General features: G+C 59.2%; 18 protein-coding genes and 1 pseudogene. 9 read left to right on the forward strand and 10 right to left on the reverse strand.

Annotation, left to right across the window (positions count from 1 at the left end):
• Positions 1-82: 82 nt before the first annotated feature.
• A pseudogene (locus J5278_RS31035) lies at positions 83-186 on the reverse strand (IS6 family transposase); the annotation flags it as partial.
• A gap of 377 nt (positions 187-563) precedes the next feature.
• Between J5278_RS31035 and J5278_RS19475 the strand changes: the two are divergent.
• From J5278_RS19475 to J5278_RS19485, 3 genes are all read left to right on the forward strand, one after another.
• Positions 564-989 carry a TadE/TadG family type IV pilus assembly protein gene (locus J5278_RS19475; RefSeq protein WP_209186746.1) on the forward strand — a complete coding sequence of 142 codons (426 nt, stop codon included), beginning with the start codon at positions 564-566 and terminating at the stop codon, positions 987-989.
• The gene (locus J5278_RS19480) at positions 989-2,734 is read left to right on the forward strand and encodes a pilus assembly protein TadG-related protein (RefSeq protein WP_209186747.1); all 1,746 of its coding nucleotides are present in this window, start codon (positions 989-991) and stop codon (positions 2,732-2,734) included. Before J5278_RS19475 ends, J5278_RS19480 begins: the two co-directional genes overlap by 1 nt.
• Positions 2,735-2,802: 68 nt before the next feature.
• Positions 2,803-5,109 (forward strand): EAL domain-containing protein, encoded by a 2,307-nt coding sequence (locus J5278_RS19485; protein ID WP_257623481.1) that lies wholly within the window; start codon positions 2,803-2,805, stop codon positions 5,107-5,109.
• A 157-nt stretch (positions 5,110-5,266) separates the two neighbouring features.
• Here the strand turns inward: J5278_RS19485 and J5278_RS19490 are convergent, their stop codons facing one another.
• Positions 5,267-6,391: an IS5 family transposase gene (locus J5278_RS19490; protein ID WP_219258890.1), complete on the reverse strand. Its 1,125-nt coding sequence runs from the start codon at positions 6,389-6,391 to the stop codon at positions 5,267-5,269.
• A 491-nt stretch (positions 6,392-6,882) separates the two neighbouring features.
• Here J5278_RS19490 and J5278_RS19495 point away from each other — a divergent pair, with 491 nt between their 5' ends.
• On the forward strand, positions 6,883-7,485 hold the full coding sequence (locus tag J5278_RS19495) for a PAS domain-containing protein (RefSeq protein ID WP_247749843.1): 603 nt from the start codon (positions 6,883-6,885) through the stop codon (positions 7,483-7,485).
• Positions 7,486-7,516: 31 nt separating this feature from the next.
• Complete coding sequence (locus J5278_RS19500) at positions 7,517-7,909, forward strand: response regulator (RefSeq protein WP_247749304.1); 393 nt, start codon at positions 7,517-7,519, stop codon at positions 7,907-7,909.
• A 241-nt stretch (positions 7,910-8,150) separates the two neighbouring features.
• Here the strand turns inward: J5278_RS19500 and J5278_RS19505 are convergent, their stop codons facing one another.
• From J5278_RS19505 to J5278_RS19540, 8 genes are all read right to left on the reverse strand, one after another.
• Positions 8,151-8,960 carry an ATP-binding cassette domain-containing protein gene (locus J5278_RS19505; protein WP_209185906.1) on the reverse strand — a complete coding sequence of 270 codons (810 nt, stop codon included), beginning with the start codon at positions 8,958-8,960 and terminating at the stop codon, positions 8,151-8,153.
• 53 nt (positions 8,961-9,013) lie between these two features.
• On the reverse strand, positions 9,014-10,978 hold the full coding sequence (gene fhuB / locus J5278_RS19510) for a Fe(3+)-hydroxamate ABC transporter permease FhuB (RefSeq protein WP_247749302.1): 1,965 nt from the start codon (positions 10,976-10,978) through the stop codon (positions 9,014-9,016).
• A gap of 11 nt (positions 10,979-10,989) precedes the next feature.
• Complete coding sequence (locus J5278_RS19515; protein ID WP_247749301.1) at positions 10,990-11,874, reverse strand: ABC transporter substrate-binding protein; 885 nt, start codon at positions 11,872-11,874, stop codon at positions 10,990-10,992.
• A 5-nt stretch (positions 11,875-11,879) separates the two neighbouring features.
• Positions 11,880-14,345, reverse strand: coding sequence for a TonB-dependent siderophore receptor (locus J5278_RS19520; RefSeq protein WP_209185900.1), 2,466 nt, complete (start codon positions 14,343-14,345; stop codon positions 11,880-11,882).
• Positions 14,346-14,437: 92 nt separating this feature from the next.
• Positions 14,438-15,391: a FecR family protein gene (locus J5278_RS19525; RefSeq protein ID WP_209185899.1), complete on the reverse strand. Its 954-nt coding sequence runs from the start codon at positions 15,389-15,391 to the stop codon at positions 14,438-14,440.
• Between the two features lie 40 nt (positions 15,392-15,431).
• Positions 15,432-15,959, reverse strand: a complete 528-nt coding sequence (locus tag J5278_RS19530) for an RNA polymerase sigma factor (protein WP_247749300.1) — start codon at positions 15,957-15,959, stop codon at positions 15,432-15,434.
• A gap of 385 nt (positions 15,960-16,344) precedes the next feature.
• Positions 16,345-17,823 (reverse strand): DUF1254 domain-containing protein, encoded by a 1,479-nt coding sequence (locus J5278_RS19535; RefSeq protein ID WP_209185898.1) that lies wholly within the window; start codon positions 17,821-17,823, stop codon positions 16,345-16,347.
• Positions 17,820-19,169 (reverse strand): DUF1254 domain-containing protein, encoded by a 1,350-nt coding sequence (locus J5278_RS19540; RefSeq protein WP_209185897.1) that lies wholly within the window; start codon positions 19,167-19,169, stop codon positions 17,820-17,822. Before J5278_RS19540 ends, J5278_RS19535 begins: the two co-directional genes overlap by 4 nt.
• A 264-nt stretch (positions 19,170-19,433) precedes the next feature.
• Here J5278_RS19540 and J5278_RS19545 point away from each other — a divergent pair, with 264 nt between their 5' ends.
• The 4 genes from J5278_RS19545 to J5278_RS19560 all read left to right on the forward strand — a co-directional run bounded on the left by J5278_RS19545 (position 19,434) and on the right by J5278_RS19560 (position 24,044).
• Positions 19,434-20,642 carry an alpha/beta hydrolase gene (locus J5278_RS19545; protein WP_209185896.1) on the forward strand — a complete coding sequence of 403 codons (1,209 nt, stop codon included), beginning with the start codon at positions 19,434-19,436 and terminating at the stop codon, positions 20,640-20,642.
• An 11-nt stretch (positions 20,643-20,653) separates the two neighbouring features.
• Positions 20,654-21,193 (forward strand): hypothetical protein, encoded by a 540-nt coding sequence (locus J5278_RS19550; RefSeq protein WP_209185895.1) that lies wholly within the window; start codon positions 20,654-20,656, stop codon positions 21,191-21,193.
• A gap of 171 nt (positions 21,194-21,364) precedes the next feature.
• Positions 21,365-23,002: an arylsulfatase gene (locus J5278_RS19555; protein WP_209185894.1), complete on the forward strand. Its 1,638-nt coding sequence runs from the start codon at positions 21,365-21,367 to the stop codon at positions 23,000-23,002.
• A gap of 64 nt (positions 23,003-23,066) precedes the next feature.
• Positions 23,067-24,044, forward strand: a complete 978-nt coding sequence (locus J5278_RS19560) for a MoxR family ATPase (RefSeq protein ID WP_209185893.1) — start codon at positions 23,067-23,069, stop codon at positions 24,042-24,044.

Raw genomic sequence — 24,044 nt, forward strand, 5'->3', positions numbered from 1 at the left:
AGTTTACAGCGATTGCTTCATAAGCTAACACCGCCGCTTTAGTTCGAAGTGTCAAAGTTGTGTTCCATCGCGCGGACGGCCCCACTGTCGGGCGAGAGACGTTAATGCCACGCGCTGCCAGCAAATCCTCGACCATGCAGGCTGGTTGGAAACCGGAAAATTCAGCCGCACGGCATGGGCGATCATGCCCCTTGGAAATCGGTGGCGACGATAAAGCGGCCCCCCTTGCCGAATAAGGTCATGCCGCCAGATCCCACATCTTGATCGAAGTTTGCCTAATTTGACGATGCCCCGTCACCAGTAATTTTGCAGCACAAGCAGTCTCTTTCAAAAGACGGACTAATAAATATTTCCATAATAAATGGTCGCCCGCAATCGATGTGCATATCATATTTCTATATAATTTAGAATTACTTAGCAGACAATTTTGGCAGCCTCATTTAGCAATTTTGGTAAGGACATAAAACAAACTACCAGAATTATTCATAAATCGTTAACTTTTGCGATGCAACCTGACGGTGCACCAGGAGGTTTGGTTCATTCAATAAAACACGGGGTTCGTGATGCACATGCTGTCGCGCTTCTCGCGCAACACCCATGGTGTTGCCGCGGTGGAATTTGCTATAATTTTTCCTTGCTTTATTTGCATGCTGTTCAGCATGGTAGGATGGGGCTTATATCTAAACGTAAGCCACTCGATCCAGCAGATTGCTGCTGAAACAGCGCGGGCGGCAGTAGCGGGACTTTCGGCGACCGAACGAACAACGCTTGCCACGGGCTACGTTTCATCGCAGGCGACTGCCGGGTTTGCTCTGATCGATAAACAGAAGCTCACGGTTCAGGTTGCCGACGACAACCTTCTCCCTAACCAGTTCACGGTGAAACTCACATACGACGCGAGTGGTCTGCCGATCTGGAACCTGATGACGTTCGCCATGCCGGACGCAATGATCGTCCGCAGCACAACGATCCGTATCGGTGGCTTATGATGGTTCACAGATTGCCAAGACTTGCTATCGATCTTATCTCGTGCCGTGGCGGCAACATTGCAATCATGGCGGCCATAGTGCTTCCAGCCTGCATTGGTGTCATTGCCATTGCTGTCGACTACGGCCAGTTGACACTGGAACGCCGAGAATTGCAGACCGTTGCTGACCTCGGGGCAATAGCTGTTGCATCCGACATGACGCACTCGGACGAGGCGATGTTGGCCCACCTGCGTAACAACAATCTCAAAATGGTGCTTGATACACCGCAGGGCTGGAAGAGATCGGACGGTTTGCTGATGCAGGAAGCGGCTATCAGCTCCAAAAGCGGTAAAGTGAGTATCGAGAAGGGACTATACACGCCCGACCCGGCTCTCAGCCCCGACAACCGCTTTAAGCAGACGTTGCAGGATGCGGACGCCGCGCGCGTTCATGTGCAACAGCCCGGTACACTCTTCTTTGCGAGCATGTTCACCGCGCCGCCTCTACTGTCTGCGACGGGTACGGCGGCCATTTCGAAGACGGCGGCCTTTTCGATCGGATCCCGCCTAGCAAGTCTACAGGGTGGCCTGCTCAACGCTATTCTCGGTAAGATGTTGGGAGCAAATTTGTCGTTCAGCGCTGTCGATTACCGTGCGCTCGCCGCAGCCGATCTCGACATTTTTCGTCTGGCGAAAGGGCTTGCAACTGACCTGAACCTCACCGCCGTTACCTATCAAGAGGTTCTTCAGACCAAGATTACTCTACCGCAGCTTTTGACTGCGGTTTCGAAGTATGGGGGCCTTGCGCCCGGAGCGACTGGACTTCTTAGTGAGTTACGTCGGGCTGTTCCGGCAAGCGGTACGAAGATTTCGCTCGCCCAGTTTATAGACCTCGGCCAGAGGGGGCGTCTGAGCGTCGACGCAAGCTCGAACATCGCAATGAAGGTCGGCTTGCTCGATCTCCTGCAATCAAGCGCGTCTCTGGCAAACGGATCGAATCAAGTGTCCGTACAGACGCAGACGGCTGTGCCGGGTCTTGGCACTGTTGATCTGAATCTGGCAATTGGCGAACCAGCTGTCGACGTCCCGCCGTATCGTATCGGTGAAACCGAAAAGAGTGTCCGAACAGCTCAAGTACGGCTTTCGGCCACAGTGCGGATTGACGGAGTTGCCGAATTACTCGGCACGAAGATCACTCTGCCCCTCTATGTCGAGGCTGCCCCTGCAGAGGCTAAGCTCGCTGATATCCAGTGCCGTGGCGGAAGGCCCGAGAACGCAACGGTCATGATTGACGCAGCACCTGGTGTGGCCAAGGTATCGATCGGCATTATCGATCCGACTGTACTCGGAAACTTCGGATCCAAGCCGCGAGTCAATAGGGCTCGTCTCGTCGATACACCAGCGCTCGCCATAGATGGAATGTCATCGACGACAATCGGCGGCACGCAGGTCAAGAGGACCTCCTTCGCAGCAACCGACATCACCAGTGGTTTGACCAAGTCCGTGGCAAGCACCGGTCTTACCACTTCGGCGACGCAGTCTCTCATTAGCGACCTGGACATCACCATCCAGGTGAAATTGCTCCTCGGTCTATCTCTATCTCCACCAAAGACACTACAGGCGGCATTGGCAAAGACGCTCGGAGCCGTGACACCCAGTCTCGATGCGCTGCTCGACAGCATCTTGGCCACTGCCGGCGTCCGCGTCGGAGAAGCAGACCTCCGCGTCACAGGCGTAGACTGCGCGAACCCGGTCCTTGTGCAGTAGACGAAGCGAAGGAATTTAGCATGTTCACTGTTCTCGAATGCGTAACAAATCGCCACGACACCGCGATCATGGCTATTTCCGCCATCATCGCACTTGTGGGAATGGCTGCATTCTTTCATCTTCTCCTGCGATCGGAAGAAAGCACATTGGGACGCCAGCGCAACTGGCGGGCAGTCGCTGCCTGTTCGGCCGGCCTCAGCGTCTGGGCTACGCACTTCGTTGCCATGCTCGCTTATCAAGGCACGATCACTCTTCGCTTCGACTTTTTCTTTACCGCGCTTTCAGCTTTGATCGCCATCGCGGGCTTCTGGCTCTCCATCCAAGGGGGCTTTCGCGACGCGCGTATGCCTGGCATGGCTGCCTTTCTGATCACGCTTACCGTCGCGGCTATGCACTTCGTCGGAATGGCAGGTATCGAGGTGGCTGCACAACTTAGTTTCGCATGGGCACAGATCATTGTCGGAGCCTTGGTCGCCCTCGCGCTGTTTTTTCTTTCGCTCTTTGCGTTCAAACATTTTCGGGGCCGTATACGGATCTTAACCGCTGCGATCGGCGCTGTACTCGGCATCTGTGTCCTCCACTTCACGTCGATGTCCGCAACGATCATCACGCCTGATCCGTCCCTGGCTCCTGTGGTTACGGGGACATCGGACGTGATCTGGTTGACTAGCGCCGTTACGATGGTAACTTTTTTGATCCTCGCTTCGTCTGCCGTTGCAGTGGTCATCGACCGCCACCTCGTTGACCTCAAAGGCTTCGCCAACGCGACACTTGACGGCCTTGCCATCGTGCGCGATGGCGTGATCGTTGAGGTCAACGGGCGGTTTGCGCGTCTTCTTGAAAAAGATAGTAGTGATCTCGTCGGAATGCGCCCAGACGATCTGCTGGCTGCGTCGGACGGACATCGCGTAGACGCAACCCGAGAAAGTGCGTTGGAAGCGTCTCCGCTCGTGGGCGACCCCGCGCGCATCTTTGAGATCGCTGTTCATACCATTGAATATGGTGGACGTCCTTCCCAGGTCGTTGCACTGCGCGACTTGACGGAACGGCGTATGGTGCAGAAAAAGGTGGAATATCTCGCGCGCAACGACATTCTGACCGGGCTGACCAACAGATCCACGTTCCAAGATAATCTCCACGCGCAATTGGCGCGCGGCGCGGAAACGGAAGCACCGTTTGCGCTTCTCGCCCTCGACCTCGACCGCTTTAAGGCGGTCAACGACCTTTTTGGTCATGCCGAGGGTGACAGGGTTCTGCGGGATGTTGCAGCGATCCTGCGAGCTTGCTGCCGCGGCGGCGATACGGTCGCTAGGGTCGGCGGCGACGAGTTTATGATCCTGACTGCGGAAGGTATAGGCAGCGCAGGCGCGGGGGCGTTGGCGGAACGTATCCGCACAACATTCCGGGAGCGGATGAATGTCTCGATTGATCCGACAGCGGTTGGTATCAGCATCGGTATCGCGGTCTATCCGAAGGACGGACTTGATGCTGATGCGCTCACGCAAGCAGCCGATGTTGCACTATATCGCGCAAAAGCAGGTGGACGGGGGATGCATGCATTCTACGATCTTGCGATGGACGTTGAACGTCGCGACCGTCGTTTGCTGGAAAGTGATCTGCGCCAGGCCGTCGCTCGAAACGAGCTTCATCTCGTCTTCCAGCCGATCGAAGCGATAGAGCCGCGAGCGACGGTCGGGTACGAGGCCCTTCTTCGCTGGACGCATCCAACGAGAGGAAGTGTCTCCCCGGAGATCTTCATCCCGATTGCAGAAGAGAGCGGTATCATCCTTTCAATCGGTGAATGGGTGCTAACGGAGGCCTGCAGGCAAGCGGTCAACTGGAGCCAGACGCTCAAGGTAGCGGTCAATGTCTCCGCCATCCAGTTCCGTCTTGCCAACCTCGCCTTCGTTGTCGGCAGCATTCTCGATGAGACTGGACTTGCGCCGGAGCGACTGGAACTGGAGATCACCGAGACGGCCCTGCTTAAAGATCGGACGATGACGCTGGAGATCCTGACGCAGATCAAGGCTCTCGGGGTGAAGATCGTTATGGACGATTTCGGAACTGGCTACTCGTCGCTGAGCAACCTGCAGTCATTCCCCTTCGACAGGCTGAAGATTGACCGGAGCTTCATTGCCGGCATGGCAACTGATCCTAACGCCCGCGCCATTGTGCGCTCGGTCATCAGCCTCGGCCGCTCGCTCGGCCTACCCGTTACCGCGGAAGGCATCGAAACGCCGGCCCAATACCAGATCGTCGTTGATGAAGGCTGCGCACACGCTCAGGGATATCTGCTCGGCAGGCCTTCGGCGGGGCCAAAGACACTCACAGCAAGATCCGAGGAGCGGATCACGTCGTCCATTCAAAACATATGACGGAGGACGCCTATGTTTAGCAGGCTGCGGAAATAGCGACAATTTTCCCGCCGATCCTCGGTAGATGTCTCGAAAACGAGCCGTTATGAGGCTTCTTCAGAGGCCTTGTCGGCCCATTTTGTCGTAATCCGCCTGGTTCGGCGGATTACGGGCGCGATTAGGCTGTCGCCAGCAGCTTTGGCAGCCTCACCAGATTATAAGCGGTGGCTGTCAGTGTGAACATCCAGCCGACGCGATCCTTTCCACGATGGCGGGTCTTACGCATTCCGTCGCTGGTCTTGGCCCAAGCGAACACTTCCTCGATACGCTTGCGAATGCGCTGACTGACAGCGTAGCCAGGGTGATGGGTGGTGCGACCGTCGATGGCCGAGCGTCGGTTCGTCGTGTTTTGGGCGACGTGTGGCGTCACCTTTGCGTCCCGCAAGGCAGCAACGAAATCGGCCGTATCGTAGGCTTTGTCTGCAGCCAATGTGATGCGATGACGACCATCCATGCGGCCCACCATATCCAGTGCCGCCTCGCGCTCGGCGGTTCCGGTCGCATGGGTCAGCGTGGCGTCAACAACCAAACCATTGCGGTTTTCCATGGTGACGTGGCCCATGTGGCAAAGCCTGGCCGCCTGGCCACGGGCCTTCTTATAAAGCCTGGCGTCCGGGTCGGTGGTCGATGCGTGGGTTGCGTTGCTGCGCTTCTCGCCGTGGAAATCGCGCTCAGAGTTGCGGCCTTTGGCTTCTGGCGGCTGTTTCTCTTCAGCGCCAGAGCCGCTGCCGTCGGTGTCGCCACCATCTGTGTCGTCCTTGGGCTTGAAGCTCTTCATGCTGGCCCAGGCTTCGATCAAGGTGCCGTCCACCGAGAAGTGGTCGTCTGACAGCAATGCTTTCACCCGCGGCTGGCTCAGCAACGCGGCCAGAAACTTGGCGGCGATATCGCCAGCCAAGAGCCGCTCACGGTTCTTGGTGAACACGGTGACGTCCCAGATCGGCGCGTCCATCGACAAGCCGACGAACCAGCGGAACAGCAGATTGTAGTCCATCTGCTCCATGAGCTGACGCTCCGAGCGGATCGTGTAAAAGGCCTGCAACAACAGAGCGCGCAGCAGCTTCTCCGGCGGGATCGACGGACGGCCGATCGCTGAATACATCGCCTCGAAATCCGGCGACAAAACTTCCAGCGCCTCGTCTACAATCGCGCGGATCGCCCGCAGCGGATGGCTTGTCGGAACCCGGGCTTCGCAGCTCACATAAGAAAACAAACCCGCCGTCTGGATATCATTACCGCGCATGTCCTGCTCCTGCCGACCAATCACTCAGGCATGGAATCATGGCAGTCCGTTCACAGCAAGGGCCTTTTTCCGCATCCTGCTAGAATCTCGACATCAAAGCTTGATCGAGCTTTCAGTGAATTCAATAATCTGCGAGATAGCCTTTGGGTTGCACCGACCCCATGCGCGTGATTGGATACGAACCATCGACAGGTAGGACCTTTGCAAAAAGCAACCAGGCCACATCCCTGCACTTCCCATCCAATCGTAGGTTTGGTGGCAGCGGCAGCGTCTGGGCACGCGGCAGATGACCAACCTCATGCACGCCGATGATTCTACAATCTGAAAGTAGATCGTGGAACTCGGGCATCGGGACGGAAAGAAGCAGGGTAGTTCGGCTCGGCCGACCGGGAAATCCGAACAGTTGTGAGAGACCCTATCCGACGCGACATGCCGGTGCTGATCTGCTACCAAGCTTGGTCAGTTGCCTCCGCCGAAAGATCAGAGTTGAGATGAACGAGCTAAATGACGGCGTTATCCTCCCACCCGTTACGCGGGATCTCAGCGCCGATGGTATCGATGCGAATAGCTTGCTCAGTGCAGTTCTCGGCTTAAGCGACGAGTGTATCAAGGTCCTGGATCTTGAGGGTCGGTTGCTGTTCATGTCGGAAGGCGGCAAGCGAGTGATGGAAGTCGACGATTTGAGCACTTTAAAGGATTGCCCGTGGCCGGACTTTTGGTCTGGAGAAGCATCCGCCGATGCAATAAAGGCAGTAGCAATCGCTGCCGCCGGAGGGAATGCCCGTTTCACGGGAGCTGCTAACACCGCCAAGGGCAACCCCCGCTTCTGGGATGTACAGGTTCGGCCGCTGACCGACGCTGATGGAAAGCCGACACATCTGCTCTCGATCTCCCGTGACATCAGCAGCGAAGACGCGCTCGAATTTGTCTGGCGCGAAACCGGTGGTCCCGTCGTCAGCGAACCTACTAGCAAGGGGTTTGGCTCGCGCCTCATCTCCCGGGTCCTGGCGGCAGACTTTAATGGTCAGGTGCGGATCAATTACGCGGTTGAAGGCGTTGTTTGTGCACTGACCGCTCAACTCTCAAATTCGTAAAACAGACTTTCCGTCGCCGCCGTCGAAGGCCATGACCAATCAGAAAACTCATCAGATGATCATTGTTCGGATAGCTGTTCTGGTAGTGGAAGATGATGCGCTTGTTCGAATGGGCATTGTCGATGAATTGGAAGTTGCGGGTTTCGAGGTCTTTGAGGCTGCCAATGCGACCGAAGCAATTGAACGATTGATTGCTAACGTTTCTATTTCGGTGATGTTCACCGATGTAGACATGCCCGGCGGAGTAGATGGACTGAAGCTTGCTGCAGCCGTTCGTGACAGATGGCCTCCGATCAAGATCCTAGTGACTTCAGGTCACCGTAAGGTTGATGTGGATGCCCTTCCTGTCGAGGCGCGGTTTATTCCAAAACCTTACAATCCAAACCACGTGGTTCGCTCGATCCGAGAATTGATCGCCGCCTGAGGCGCGGGCGGCTCTAGGGCCGGGGCCTGTTTCGATCCGATCTCCTTGGAGAGTTGTGAACAGCTGATCCCGTAAAAAAAGATCATTTCCCAAACGAATTCAATGGTTCGAAGATATCGTCCAAGGCTGACCGGCCTGCACAGAGTATGTTAACCTAATTAATCACGCTGCATGCTTCATTGTGCGCCGACAGCCGGCTATACGCAGAGCCCGATTTCCGGGCCAGGCGCTCGAAAGTTGCCTATCGGACGTAGGCAAGTGGAATACCGGTGTCGGGATGGCGCATCACGCCCATTTCGATGCCGTAAATGGCCTGCAGTTGGGTTGGCACTACGATCTGCGCGGAAGGACCGTGTGCAATGAGCCTTCCTGAATGAAGCGCTAGGATCTCGTCGCAAAAGCGTGCTGCCATGTTGACGTCGTGGAGAACCATGAGAACACCCAGTCCACGCTCCTTTGCAAGCCGGCGAACGAGCGTTAGCACTTCGATCTGGTGCGCGACGTCGAGAGCCGAGATCGGCTCGTCCAGCAGCAGGCATTCGGTTTCCTGCGCGATCAACATGGCGAGCCATGCGCGCTGTCGCTCCCCGCCAGAAAGAGTATCGACGAGGCGGTCCCGGTAGATGGCAACATCGGCCAACTCCATCGCCTCTTCCACTATGCGCCGGTCTTCCGGTCCAAACCAGCCCAGAGCGCCATGCCACGGATAGCGTCCGAGTGCCACCAGTTCGCTGACGAGCATGCCCGAGGCGCTTGGCGTTTGTTGTGGAAGGTAGGCCACCTTGCGGGCAAATGGCCGGTCTCCCCAGTCCTTGAGGCTCTTGCCCAGGAAGGAAATCGCGCCGGTCGATACCGCATGCTGACGCGCCAGCAGCTTCAGCAAGGTCGATTTGCCGGAGCCGTTATGGCCGATCAGGCCAATCACACGTCGCGCCGGCAGATCTATCGTCAGTGGTTCCAGCAGGGTGCGCTTGTCGACGGAGAAACCGGCGCGATCGAGTGCGAATAAGATGGAGGTACTCGCACCGGCGGGCAAAGAGGCCTTCGACATCTTGTCGGTCCCACGGTCTTCGCTCCCGTCAATCATCACATATTCCTCTTTTTTCATGAACGGGACGTGGCTCTGCCCTGCCCGCGGATGACCCACAGGAAGTATGGTCCGCCGATGAAGGCCGCCATGACGCCAGCCGGGATTTCATAAGGGAAGTCGGCCGATCGACCCAGCCAGTCTGCCGCCATCATCAGCGTCGCGCCGATCGCGCTCGCCGCGAGAAGCGTGTGGACCTGGCCGCGTATGCCGGCCATCCGGGCAATGTGCGGCGCCATCAGTCCAATAAAGCTCAATGGTCCGACCATCATCGTCGCTGCACCCGTCAAGGTGGCAACGAACAGCAGCAGAACGACACGCGACCGGCCGGGATTGACCCCGAAAGAGCGTGCCGCCCCATCGCCGAGTGGCAGGACTTCCAGCCAACGGCGAAAGAGCGGTGCCAAGGCCAGCCCGATGACGGCGAAAGCGGCCGCGATCAGCGCGACGATGCCCGTGGCACGAAACGTCGGGCCCATCGTCCAGGCGAGGATGTAACTTGCACGCGGATCGCCGCTAGCGATGATGAAGGAGATGATAGCGGTGGCGAGCGCGCTGACGACGATGCCAGCCAGAAGGACCGGTCCCGGCGCATAGTTCCGTCGCCGTCCAACCGCCAGCACGAGTGCGAAGGACAGCATTGCGCCAATCATGCCGCCGGCGAGCTGCGCCATAGGCGATGCCATGCCGGTGACAAAAAACGCGGCAATGATCCCAAGTCCCGCGCCGGCACTGATCCCAAGCCCCTCGGGGCTTGCCATCGGATTGCGCGTCGTGACCTGGATTATGGCGCCTGCAAGGGCGAGCATGGCGCCTGCACTGGCCGAGGTCAGGACACGTGGCCACCGCCCTGCGAAGAGAATTGTCGGATCGATGCCGTGTGTGAAGATCTGCTCGGTCAGCGAAAAGATTGCGATCGTCACGGCGATGACGAGGCATACCGGCATGAGGAAACGGCTCGACAACAAAGGCGACGCTTGCGTGCTTTCCACCGCGGTCACCTCGTCGATAGAATGCGGCACGCCCTTGAGGAGGACAAGCATCAGGACAGCACCGGTGATCGCCGTCACCGTGCCTGTCGGGACCTCGCCCACAAGCGGAGCACTGACGAGAACGATGCCATCGGCCAGAAGCAGCAGCAAGGCACCCATCAGCGACCCCCAGAATAGGCGCTGGCGGAATGTCCTCGCGCCTGCAATCCGCGCAGCGCTGGTGGCCGTCAGGCCCACAAAGGCAATGACGCCCACGCGGGCGACGACGACAGCCGAGAGAATGGTGGCAATCAGCAATATCACGGCGCGGAGCCTGCCGGCGGAAAGGCCGAGACTGCGGGCATTCGCATCATCGAGGCCGGCGACCGCAAGCGGTCGATAGAAAAGCAGCAGTGCCGGAACGAGCACGACCACGCGCAACGCCAGAGCCGCGGCATTGGAATAGTCGTTCTGGATCAGCGAGCCGCTGCCCCAGATAAATACTCCCCGCAGATATTCGTGGTGAAACAGTGCCAGGATGACGGAGGCCGAGCCGGCCGAAAAGCTTATGATCATACCGCAGAGCAGCAGTGTCATCGGTGCGAAATTCGCCTTCTTCGCAAGGCTGGCAACAATCGCCACGGCTGCGAGGCCGCCCGCAAGACCGGCTATTTCGCGTTCGCTCGCCGATACGGTGACGGCTAACAGCGAGACGACGGTGATGGCGAGCTGCGCGCCTGAGAGGATGCCCAGCGTCGACGGTTCGGCGAGCGGGTTCTTCAGGAGCTGCTGGAAGATCGTGCCGGCAAAGGCGAGAGAGGAACCGGCGAGGAGGGCAACGATCATCCGCGGCAGAAGCGAGAAGTGGACATAGACCTCGCCGAAGGAGGCGGGGTCTGGCTGCCAAAGCGCATGCCGCAGGTCGGTAACCGGAACATAGCCAAGTATGGCACTGACGTAGAGCAAAAGTGCTGCCAAGGCGATTATGAGGCTCAGGCGGGCAGGTGTCATCAGGGGAGATATCATGCGATGCCGATGCTTTGTTGAATGACCTCGGCAAATCGCATCGCCGACGGAAATGCTCCAAAAACCCAGGTGGGTGGCAGCATCGCGACATGGCCCTTCTGCACCGCCGGCAGGGATTGCCACAGCGCACTGTGCAGCAATGTTCCGGGCGGTCCCGGCTCGATGATGATCACGCGTGCATCCGGATATCGGGCAATCGCCTCCAGCCCAGCCGTGGCAAAGCCCCAGTTGTTTGTCGGGCCGTCCCATGCATTTTCGATGCCGATATGTTTCAGCACATCGTCGAACAGGCCGCCGGCGCCATAGATGTCGACAAGCCTGTCGTCGGCGAACTTGACGATCAGCAGCGGCCGTCCGTCGTAGATCTTTGCCTTCAGCGCTATGGCGTCCAGCCGGGCATAGCAGCGCTGCAGGTAATCCGCTGCAATCCGGTCTCTGCCGATATGCGCGGCGACTGTGCGGAGGCCAGTCTCGGCGGCCTTCAATGGCTGGCGCCCGGCGCTGTAGAGCGGCATGGCAAGAGTTGGAGCAATGTCACTGAGGCGTGCAGCGGAGGCGCCATAGCCGGCCTGGGAAAGGATCAGGTCGGGCTTGAGGGCACGGAGCAGCTCCATGTTGGGCCATGACCTCAAGCCGAGGTCGATCGTCACATCCGGGAGTGTCGGCACGACGACGCGGGCGCCGTAGAGCGGCGCCTCTGCCACTGCGAACGGCGGAAACTCGAGGGCGAGAAGGCTTTCCGCCCATCCCCAGTCCAGCGCCGCGATCCTTGGCGCCGTAGGTTCTGCCATCGCTTGGGCTGGCAGAAAGGCGGCCGTCAACGCAGCGGCAAACTGCCGCCGCGTCAGCCAGTGGTTATTGTGATCGGACTGGTATGCCAAGGCTTTTACCAGCTGTATTTGAGGGTTGCATAGACGCTACGGCCTTCGCCCCAGTAGCATCCCGTGGCCGCGATGCAGGTAGAGACATACTTCCGGTCGAACAGGTTGCTCACGTTGAGCGATGCCTTCAGGCCCTCCATCTTCGGGCTGGCCTTGCCGAAATCATAGCGCACGGCGGCATCGAAGACTGTGTAGGAGGGTATGTCGAACAGGTTGGCGTTGTCGCCATATGTCTGTCCGGTATAGCGCGCGCCGCCACCAAGGCTCAGGCCATCCCATGCGGTGGATGTCTGCAGCGTATAGTCGAGCCATAGCGATGCCTGGTGTCGCGGCACGAAGGCGAAACGATTGCCCTGGTTGCTGACGCCGGCAGCGTTGGCGTTGGCCTTGGTGATGTCGCTATCCGTGTAGGCGTAGGATGCCAAAACGGATAAGGCATCGGTAAGCTCTGCCTTGCCCTCAAGCTCGACGCCCCGCATCCTGACCTGGCCGGTCTGAACGTTGAAACTGGTGTTTTCCGGGTCCGGCGAAAGAACGTTGTCCTGCGTCAGGTCGAAGGCCGAGAGGGTAACGAAACTGTTGCGGCCGACCGGCTGATATTTGACGCCGACTTCGAACTGTTCGCCTGTTGTCGGATCAAATGCCGTGCCGGCGCGGTCCGTGCCACTCGCAGGATTGAACGACGTCGAATATCCGGCATAGGGCGAAATGCCATTGTCGAAATTGTAGACGAGGCCGGCGCGCCAGGTGAAATGGCCGTCCCTCTGGTTGATACCGTTGTCGGCTACGCTGGTGCGGGTTCTGGTGTCGGTATTCGCCCAATCGTATCGGCCGCCAAGCGAGAACACGAAACGATCCCACTCGACCTGGTCCTGCGCATAAAGTCCAGTCTGACTGCGCTGCTGGTTGATCTTGGTGGCAATCGCCGGACGGGTAACGCTGGTAGCCCCGTAAACGGGATCAAATCCATTGAACAATTTAAAGATCGGCGACAGCGCGGATTCTTCGTACCGGCTGCTTTCATAGGAATAGTCGAGACCGAAAAGGGCCGTATGCGCCAGATCTCCGGTCGAGAAATGTCCCACGGCCTGGTTGTCGACGGTGACGGCTCGAGAGCTTTCCGGAAATGCCCATGCGTAACGGTAGAAGCCCGCAGGGTTGCAAGCCGAAGGGCAGTAGGGCTGGACGCGCTGGGTGTCCGTGCTGACATAGGAATAGCGAAGGTTCTGCCGGACGGTCCAGGTCTCGTCGAGTTCGTGTTCGAACTCGTAGCCCACCGAGGCCTGCTCGCTTTTGTAATGGTCGTATCCCGGCTCCCCGGGGAATGTGCTACGCGGCAGTTCCGGATATTTGCCGGTATAGAGCGTTCCATTGGCCGGAAGTGCCGGCGCGCCGCCACCGCCGGGGGAATCGATCCGCTGGTAGCTGCCGTAGATCGTGAGGGATGTACCCTCGTCCGGCTTGAAGGTGAAGGATGGCGCGATGTAGCCCTTCTTCTCCTTCACGAAGTCATACTGCGTGTCGGTCAGGCGGCCGACGCCGACGAGGCGGTAGAGAAGGCCGTCGTCGTCATTGATGTTGCCGTTCAGATCGAATGCAGTCTGGATGCGATTATCGGTGCCGAACTGTGTTTCCACCTCGTTCTTCGCAGTGGCGCTGGGGCGCTTCGAAACCATGTTGATCAGGCCGCCGGGCTCGCTCTGACCATAGAGAACCGAGGCGGGACCTTTCAGAACTTCGGCGCGCTCGAGGCTGTAGGGCTCGACACGTGGCTGGGCATACCCCCTGGCACCGAACGGCAGCCGCAGGCCATCGAGATAACGGCCGGGGCGAAAACCGCGAATTGTAAACCAGTCGTAACGGCTGTCGTCGCCGAACTGGCTAATGACGCCAGGCGTATACCGGAACGCCTGGGTCAGCGTGGCCGATCCCTGTGCCGTCATCTGGTCGCGTGTGACGACATTGATTGCCTGTGGCGTGTTTTTGAGCGCAGCGTCGGTTTTCGTTCCCGTTGCGCTTTGCGTGGCGACAAACCCCACCACCGGCCCTCGGCCTCGCTCCCCCTTGAGAACGATGGGTTGCAAGGAGGTGGCACCGTCCGCTGCCGTATCCGGAGAGACTGCCTTTGAATTGACAAGCAGTGCCGTCGTCGGCGTCGTGAAACGGTAGGTCAGGCCAGTCCCGGCCAGCAAGCGCGACAGCGCGGCTTCGGCGGGGAGATTGCCACTGATGCCGCTCGTGCGCAGATTGGCGGGCAGATTACCGTCGAACGCGACATCGATGCCCGTTACGGAGGAATAGCGGACCAGTGCGGCGGAAAGCGGCTGGCCGCTGATTGTGAAAGCGTAGCTCTTGCCGCTTTCGGCTACCGCATCTGTCGATATGGAAAGCGGTGCGAAGCCGCCGCAGGCTACCAACAGGACGCTGCAAAGCAGCCGAAGACGACTGCCGCCGATTTGATTTTCCGTCATTCGCATTGCCCCCTGCAAACGCAATTCAGCCCGGGCGTTTCCGGGCTTCTAAAAAGGGGACGCATCAGGTCGCAAAAAACCTCGGTCGTTTTTCAACTTTTTTCTTGCGGATAGATCAATGTCAGCCAGGGAGAGTAGCTGGCGATGCGGATGGGAAGGCCGTTTTCAAGGTTCTCGAGTATTCTACCGGCTCGGCGAACATCGACGATGATGCTGACCGGGCGGCGCGCCAAGGCCCTGTCCATGACGATCATCTTGCCGTGACGCCATCTGGAAAGTGCGGTCACCACATTTTCAAACGGTGTTGAAATGAAGACCAGCTTTCCATCGCGCCACGAAAGCTGTGAACCATCATCCATCCGCACCGGACTGGATATTCTGTTGCGGGCATACAGAACGGACTGTCCCTCCTTGACAAGCTGCTCCTGCGTTGGAGACGATACCCTGACGGAATGCTGGGCCACCGCAACGACAATGCCTTCTTCCCGCATTCCCACGGAAAACTGGGTCCCCAGCGCCACACTTCTTAGCAATCCGCAATCGACGACGAATGATCGCTGCATGTCCGGGGCGACCGTGAAGAACGCCTCCCCCTCCAGCAAATGCACCTGCCGTTGCCCTAACGTGAAGTTCAGCGATATGGCCGTTGCGGTAGACAGTTCCGCGACCGTGCCGTCGGGAAGCGTGATACGCGCAGTTTCTCCGACGCCCGTTCGATAGTCAGCTGCCACCGACCGCAGATAGGCTGTCGCACTCAGCCCAGCCGTGGCGAGCACCAGCAGTGCGCCGCCGGACTTGAGCAGGTTCCGGCGTTTGATCGAGGGCGGTGCCTGGACCTCGGGGAGAGCGGAAGCCCCTTGCCACAAACGCTCGAGTTCGGAATAGGCTTTGACATGCTCGGGGCTGCGCTCTAACCAAGCACGGAACGATGCGCGGTCGTTGGCCGTGGCGCTTTCATCGAGAAGACGCGCAAACCATTCGGCTGCGCACCGCGATACGTTCGCATCTTCGTCGCGACAGTTTTCTTTCCGGGAGATGTCCTGCATTCGCCGCCTAGCTCTGAGAAAAGAAAGCTGCGGGGAGCCTTCAGCCTTGTGCCTTCAGCTCCGCCCGCAACCGATCGAGCGCGACGACCATGTGACCGAAAACCGTCTTCGGTGAAATGCCGAGACGATCGCCGATCTCGACGTAGGTGAGGCCATCGATGCGTGAAAGCAAGAAAACTTGTCTGGCGCGAGGCGGCATGCGTCCGAGTGCCGCCTGCACGCGCCGCAGTTCCTGGCGGCTTATTGCGGTCGCTTCAACGGACTGCCCGGGATCGGATATGGCTTCCAGACCTTCTATGCCATCGACAAATGGCGCGAGTTTCTTGCGGCGCTGATGATCGAGGGCAAGATTGCGGCCTGTCGTGACGAAATAGCCGGCAAGGTCTGCAACCTCGCGCAACAGGTTCGGTTTTTCCCAGAAACGCAGGAATGTGTCCTGCAGAAGATCCGCCGTCGTGGCTGAACATTGCACTCGGCGGTAGATGACGTTTGCCAACCGCGAACGCACGTCTATGAAGGTACCGAGAATGTCTGGGTGATCCGCGCTGTCCATAATTGCTGCTATCATCGCATGGCAATCGGGCGCAAGAGAAAAGATGATTATCTTTATCACCTTTTAAAAAATACTGTGGCGCTTGCGTGTTGACACCCTTAAGCTTCTTCGGAATCAAACGGGCCAACTCCGCAGCCCGATCTAGCAGCTGCTCAAGCTGCTCACGTGCGGCCTGGACACGGCTCGCGAGTACCTAGTGCGCATCGTTCGCCTTGAGCGGAGTCGAACCTACGACCGCGCCGTTGTTTCGCGTCGATCCCGGCCATGGTGTACAGGAGGCATGATTACTTCCCTCACCTCACCGCCAGGAACTCGCTTAGAAGCCAACAATTTTGTAACCAAACTGGCCAAGACATCGCGCTGCTCGTCCAGCAGAGGCCTCGCCCTCTCCAGCTCTCCATCACTTGACCTCCTCGATATCGTTCATTTTCCAGGTCCTGTTGAAATAGGGCTCCAATGGGCCGTAGAAGCGGAAGTAGGCAAACCACGACTTGCCCGGGATTGTCGGTATCCAGTTCTTCTCGTGACCCGCCGGAGCCGTCGGCCCGAAATACAGATCGTAGGAACCGTCTGCGTTCTTGGCGATGTCCGCCCTTGAGGACTTGTCGGCGACCTGCTGCGGGTTGTCGACCAGCACGCGGGTCAGAGCATCGTAGACCGTGACGGACCAGAATAACTTGGCTGGGACATCGGGCGGCACATGCAGGGAGTAGTTCTTGCCGCCGTCCAGCCACTTCCCCGACGCATCGGTGTGCTCGCCGAGATAAGCCTGCCCGATGCCGGGGGTCCTAGTGACCATGCCTTTCGTCGTCGTCACGGCCTCGTAAAAGTACTTCGCCCGCTGGTCGATTTGGGTGTAGGAGGCGGCCTCCTGGAACGGATCGAAGAGGATGACGTAGTCCCATTGCGAATCCGGGCGGTAGCGTGCCCCTTCTTCGCGGGTATCGAAGGAGTTCGCCTGCGCCATCAGCTCGCCCATGACCGCGCCGTCCGTAAGGATTTTCTTCTGGCGATCGTCCGGTGCAAAGGGTTTGCCTTTCTCGATCCCGAGAGGACGCAGCATCCCCATCGTCACGCGGTCGCGTTCAAGCACGGGTTCGCGTTGAATGACATCATTTAGAAGCTGCCAGTACGCAAACCCCCGCGGCGGCACTTGGCTCCAGGCGCGGCCATCCGGTCGGATCAGCTTCGTCGGCTTCGGGTTCTTCCTGTCAGCGAAAGGGTAGAGCCGGACGCTCGCGATGAGAGCCTTAGCTTTCGCGGGGTCTGGATCGAGAACGCGGAAGGCAAAAAAGACGTTGTTGGTCGGCGAACAGATGACGATCGCACCCTTTAGCGCGGGGGCTGTCTGACCCGGTCCGACAATCAGGTATCTCGCGCCTTTCCCCTTGTCAGGCCCAGTCTCGCCCATGTCGGTGATCGGCCGTTGCCAGAAGTCGCCGACTCCACCCGCCGTCGCGCCCTTCGGGTAGTCGATGATCAACGGTCCGGTCTTCGACAGGTCCGGAAAGCCGCCGATGTAGGGCGTCGTGGCGTTCGCCGTGAGAATGCCAAGCTTGTCCTTGATCGTCTCGTAGATGACGAGGTCGGTGTCGCCCGCGCCGAGAGCATCCCTTGTCGATGCCTGCCATCCGGCAAAGCCGATTATTGGAAGAGCCCAGATGTAGGCCTGCGACGCCCGCTGGAAATCCATCTCGTCGAACAGGCGGCCCATCGTCGCCTTGTCCGCAGGAAGCCCGAGCGAAAGCGGCACGTCGCCGATCGGCGTTTTGACAGTGGTGCTGTTCTCCTGTGCAGCGGCCGGACCGATCAGTCCGAACAGGATGGCGGCGACAGCGGCGCTCGCGTTCAACTTTGTGCGCATCGATTTCCGGATCATTTCATCGCCTCCGGTGCGGGGAGTGTCCATTTGCCTTCGATGGCCTCCTTGGACGGCCCATAGATGCGGCCGACCAGGCTGTACTTGCCTTCCGGCGTCGGCAACCAGTTGGCTTCCTTGTCGGCACCCGGCGAGGCATGGGAAAGGTAGATCGTCAGCGACTTGTCCTTGCCGTAGACCAGACCTTTGGTCCGGTCGCCGATCGAGTAGCGCTTCAGATCGTTGGCGTAGAGAAAGCGGTCGGGAAGCGTGTAGAGCGTCAAGGACCAGAAGAATTTCGCAGGCGGCAACTCGCCGGGAAGGAACTGCAGGACCGATGGCTTGGAGCCATCGCCGACGAAACCGCCATACCAGGCCTCTTCGATGGAGTTTCCGAAGAGGCCTTTTTCGGCACCCATGGCGCGCGTCATGTAATTTCCGGCCATGAACTTGCGGCTGCCGAACAGCCCGTTCGAACTCAACGTCTTCGCGGCGGTCACTTTCATGTCCGCCTTCGCGTCCTCAATACCCTGATCGATAGCATTGAGGAGCGTGGGGTCGATCTTGCTGGCATCCCATGGCCTGCCGGGGCCGATACCGATTTCGGCAAACCTCGCCATCAGCTTCTTTTCCGCCGGGACAGTCGGTTGCGCGAACTGCAGCAGGAAGTTGATGTAGCCGATGAAATCATGGTCCGCGGCCTTGGCGGCATCGTAGGGCGGAAAATCTATGGCAGGCGCAGGACGAGGTGGCGGCACCTTCAGAAAGGCGCTGAGCGGCGTCAGCTTGTACTGAGCCTGTATCTTCTTGACGGCGTCGACGTCTTGCGGGCCATCGAGCGAGGTGCGACCGAGAATTCCGACAATATCGGTTTCCGAGCGGATGACCTTGGCGATCCCCCTGACCTTTGTTCCCTTCCAGCCGGGCCCAGCGATCAGGTAGTTCCCAGCCTTGTAACCCGTCGCGCGGACGCCGACGTAGCCGAAATTATATGTGAAGAGATCGATGAGCTGCATGACGTAATAGCGGTCTTTGGGAACCGCGGGCACGCTGAGGACGATCGGCTCCGCCCGCAGATCGAGCCAAGCCCACGAATACGGCGTGTCGTTGTTGGGTGTGACGATATCCCGATTTTCAGGCGTGAACGTCTGGGCGTAGTTCCGGAACACGTTGAAGCCGCCGACATATTCGGGAGCATCGGGCAAGGTCGCCTGCTTCGACCATGTCTGGTAGCTGGCGATCGGCGCATAGGAGTAGATATAGGCCTCCTTGGCGATGGAACGTGCTTCCTCCGGCGTCGCGGTCTGCGCCACCGCGCAAGAGGCCACCATGACCAATGCCGCGGCGATTCTAAGAGTTCGGTACATTTTGCCTCTCCGTTTACCCGAGCTGATGGCAAACGTTCGCAAAAAAGCAGCCGTTCGGTAAGTACGTTACGGTAACGAGCGACGTAACACGTAACATCGGCGGCATTTAACTTCGAAGGATACACAGTCGAGCAGCGTTCGAACGCACGTGGCAGGTCAGCAATGGCCCGCCTTCTCGAGCAAAGATTTCCGTAAATTTACAGTAACGTACTTACGGCTGCGGCTCTCTTCCCTATGGTGGGCAGGAACTTCGCGGGAGCACCCATGCCCAGGAAAATCTTCATCGTCATCCTGCTCCTGCTGACGGGGTGTGGCCATCCAGTCGGCGTCATGACCCCTATTGCCCTACGGGCTGTGGTGCCCGGCGCGTCGCAGGTCAGCATGCTCGTTGCAACCACTCGCCAGCCATCTGGAAATCCTGCGACTCTGTTCAATGGTGAGCGAAGTCCGAAACCATACATGACCGACGTCGCTGTCTCCATCCCGCCTAAGCGGGCCGCCGGAACAGTGCAATGGCCGCAGCGCCTTCCACCGAACCCCTCCACTGACTTCGCTGTCACGCGCGTCAACCGGATCGATACCGTGCCGGAAGGCCGCGCTTGGTTTCGCGCGCATATCGAGGGCGGCCATGCCCTCGTCTTCATTCACGGCTTCAACAACACCTACGAGGACTCGGTCTTCCGTCTGGCCCAGATCGTACATGACAGCGGTATGCAGGCGACGCCGATCCTGTTCACTTGGCCGTCCCGCGCATCGCTATTCGGCTATGAATACGACAAGGAAAGCACGAACTATTCGCGCACGGCGTTGGAGCAGTCGCTACGGGTTCTGGCCGCCGATCCGGAGGTGAAGGACATCACTATCCTCGCCCATTCGATGGGAACCTGGCTTGCGATGGAATCGCTGCGGCAGATGGGCATCCGTGACGGCCATGTGAACTCCAAAATCCACAACGTCATCCTCGCCTCGCCCGATATAGATATCCAGGTCTTCGCAAAGCAGTACGTGGAAATGGGATCGCCGAAGCCGAAGTTCACGATCTTCGTTTCACAGGATGACAGGGCGCTGGCGGCCTCCAGCCTGATCACCGGACGTGTTGCCCGCCTCGGTGGCATCAACCCGACCGTCGAACCCTATCGCACCAAGCTGGAGCAGGGTGGCATCACGGCCATCGACCTGACCAAGGTCAAGAGCAACGACAGCATGAACCACGGCAAGTTCGCAGAAAGCCCGGAGATCGTCCAGCTTATCGGCCAGCGTCTGATGACCGGCCAGCCCCTGACGGATTCCAACGTGTCGCTTGGCGAGGGCGTCGCCGCGGTCGTCGGCGGCACCGTCAGAACGGTCGGAACGGTGGCAGAGACGGCGGCCAGGGCTCCTATCATGATGTTGCAGAAACCATCCGTCCGGAAGGCCCAGGAGGTTGGCGACACCCTTCAGACAGACCCGCAGTCGCAACCCCTGACGCAATAGGAGACGAAGGTATGCCGCGCTTTGACTCGGCCGTCGCGAAACTGAAGACGGACATGCGCCAGTTCCTGATCCTGGCGATCTACCTGTACATCTGCCTGAGCGCGATCATCCTCTACAAGATGACGATCGTCGGTGGCTCCGGCTTCTGGCCGTTTGGCCTGCCCGCGCTCAAAGCGCTGCTGCTCGCCAAGTTCATCATGCTGGGTCACGCGATCAAGCTTGGAGAACGCTACAAGGAGCGTCGGTTGTTCTCGGTCATCGCGGTGAAGGTCATACTCTATTTCGGTTTGCTGGTTCTGCTGTCGGTTATCGAAGAGATGGTCACGGCCGGCATCCATGGCGAATCGGTCTTGTCCGCGTTGCCGGGTATCGCGAATGGTCGACTGCCGCAGGTGCTGGCGACAAGCTTCATCATGGTGCTCGTGCTCATCCCGTACCTCGCCTCCCGCGAGATCGACGCGGCGATGGACGGCGGACTGTGGCGCGCGCTGATGGAGCGGCGGACGGGAAGGAAGACGGCCGTAAAGCCGCGTATCGGCATCGTAAGCTAGGGCGAATTTACCCTAAGTTAAGGTCCGTGTTACCGTAACGTACTTACGCTCACCGCGTTCTTGAGAACAGTTGCGAGGTCGGCTTCCGACAGTCTTTTCCCCGGCGGCTCCATGGCCGCCCAGCACGGAGAGCGCAATGTTGTACGAACACGATCTCGGAGGGTGCTCGTCATGAGCGCGCCCCTGTCCCGAAAACTCCTCGGCGCGGCGGCGGCCATCGCGATGACGCTGACGTCGGCCTATCTGCTGCCAGCCACGTCCTACGCCCAGACCGCCCCGGCAGCAGTACCCGCCGCTGATACCGCAAGACCCAACATCCTTGTCATCTTCGGCGACGACATTGGCCAGACAAACATCAGCGCCTATTCGAATGGCCTGCTCGGGTACAAGACGCCCAACATCGACAGCATTGCCAAGGCGGGCATGATGTTCACCGACTACTACGCCGAGAATAGCTGCACGGCCGGCCGCTCGACGTTCATCACCGGGCAGACGTGCCTGCGCACGGGTCTCTGCAAGGTTGGCGCTCCCGGTGTCACGGTTGGACTACAGCCGGGTGATATGACCATCGCCCAGGCTCTGAAGCCGCTCGGCTACGCAACCGGACAGTTCGGCAAGAACCATCTTGGAGACCTCGACCAATATCTGCCTACCAATCACGGGTTCGACGAATTCTATGGCAATCTCTACCATCTGAACGCCGAGGAAGAGCCGGAAGCGCCCTACTGGCCGAAGGACGACAAGGAGTTCCTCAAGGCCTATAACCCGCGCGGCGTCATCAAGGCATCGGCCGACGGCAAGATCGAGGATACCGGTCCGCTGACGAAAAAGCGGATGGAGACGATCGACGACGAGACGACGTCCGCCGCCATCGATTTCATGGGACGTCAGGTCAAGCAGAACAAGCCGTTCTTCACCTGGATGAACACGACCCGCATGCACGTCTTCACCCACGTGCGCGATTCGATGAAGGGCCAGAGCGGCATGGCGGGCAACGAGTATGCCGACGGCATGATCGAGCACGACATGGACGTCGGCAAGCTCCTGAAGGCCCTCGACGACCTGGGCATCGCGAAGAACACCATCGTCGTCTACACCACCGACAACGGCCCGAACCAGTTCTCCTGGCCGGATGCGGCGACGACGCCTTTCCGCAGCGAGAAGGATACCAACTGGGAAGGTGCGTTCCGCGTACCTGCCATGATCCGCTGGCCGGACCATGTGAAACCAGGCGAAGTCGTCAACGGCATGGTTTCGGGCCTCGACTGGTTCCCCACCTTGCTTGCAGCGGCCGGCGATCCCGACGTGAAGAACCGGCTCCTCGACGGCTGGAAGCCCGATGGCAGCACCACGACCTTCAAGGATCACCTCGACGGTTACAACCAGCTCGACTATCTGACAGGCAAGTCGGACACGAGCGCCCGCCACGACTTCTACTACTTCGATGACGACGGCGGTCTGGTCGCCACGCGCTTCGACGACTGGAAGGTCGTCTTCAAGGAACAGCCGGCAGCAGGTGGCTTCGCTGTCTGGCAGACCCCGTTCATTACCTGGCGTCTTCCGAAGCTGTTCAATCTCCGGATGGACCCCTACGAGCGCGCCGACACGGTTTCCGACCAGTACAACGACTGGCTCGTCCGGAACGACTACCTTCTCGTCAAGGGACAGTTGCAGTCCGCGGCCTTCCTCGAGACCTTCGTCAAGTATCCGCCTAGCCAGCGGGTTGCCAGCTTCAACATCGAAGGCGTTCGGGCCCAGGTAGACAAGGCCATCGACCAGTCCTTTAAGGAACGCGGTATCGAGAAGTAGCCCTCGAAAGCACGACGCGCCGGCACACGTCGGCGCGTCCCATTCAATTTGGTCCGAGGATACCATGACGGCACGCGACGAGATCACGGCATTGGGCGAGCGCATCGGCCAGTCGATCATCGGCCAGGAGAGCATGGTCGAACGCCTGCTGCTGGGACTTCTCGCCAATGGCCATCTACTTGTCGAAGGGCTTCCCGGACTTGCCAAGACGCGCGCTATCAAGAGCCTGGCGAAGAACCTGGATTCCGAACTTTCCCGTGTTCAGTTCACCCCCGACCTTCTACCCGCCGACATCACCGGTTCGGAAATCTACTTCAGCGACGGCGGCAAGGGCGAGTTCAAGTTCCAGCCGGGGCCGATCTTCGCCAACCTGATCCTCGCCGACGAGATCAACCGCGCGCCCGCCAAGGTACAGTCGGCTCTTCTCGAAGCGATGGAGGAGCGACAGGTCACGGTCGGCGGCAAGAGCTACCCGCTGCCCGATCTCTTCATGGTCATGGCGACACAGAACCCGATCGAGCAGGAGGGCACCTATCCGCTGCCCGAGGCCCAGCTCGACCGCTTCCTGATGCACATCAACGTTGGCTATCCCGACGAGGCGTCCGAAGCGGCGATCATGCGGCTGGTTCGCGGCGAAGAGATCGCTGCACACGGCGACGGGAAGAAGGAAGCTCCGCAACGCCTCAACCCGCAGGCCGTGTTCGACGCCCGGAAAGAGATCGGCGCAGTCACCGTTTCCGATCCCGTCGAGAAATACATCGTCGCCCTCGCCTTCGCGACCCGCTACCCGGATCGATATGACAAGGATTTGGCGAAGCTGCTGCAGGTCGGCGTCAGCCCGCGCGGCGTCATCGGTCTCGACAAGGTCTCTCGCTCCTATGCGTGGCTAAGAGGCCGTGCCTATGTAACCCCGGACGATGTGATCGCCATCGTCCACGACGTCTTCCGGCATCGGCTGATCCTGTCCTACGAGGCGCATGCGTCGAACACGACGGCAGATCAGGTTATCGGCCGCATCGTCCAGCTCGTCGCGGTCAGTTGA

The sequence above is a fragment of the Rhizobium sp. B21/90 genome (assembly GCF_019355815.1).
GTDB lineage: Bacteria > Pseudomonadota > Alphaproteobacteria > Rhizobiales > Rhizobiaceae > Rhizobium > Rhizobium rhododendri.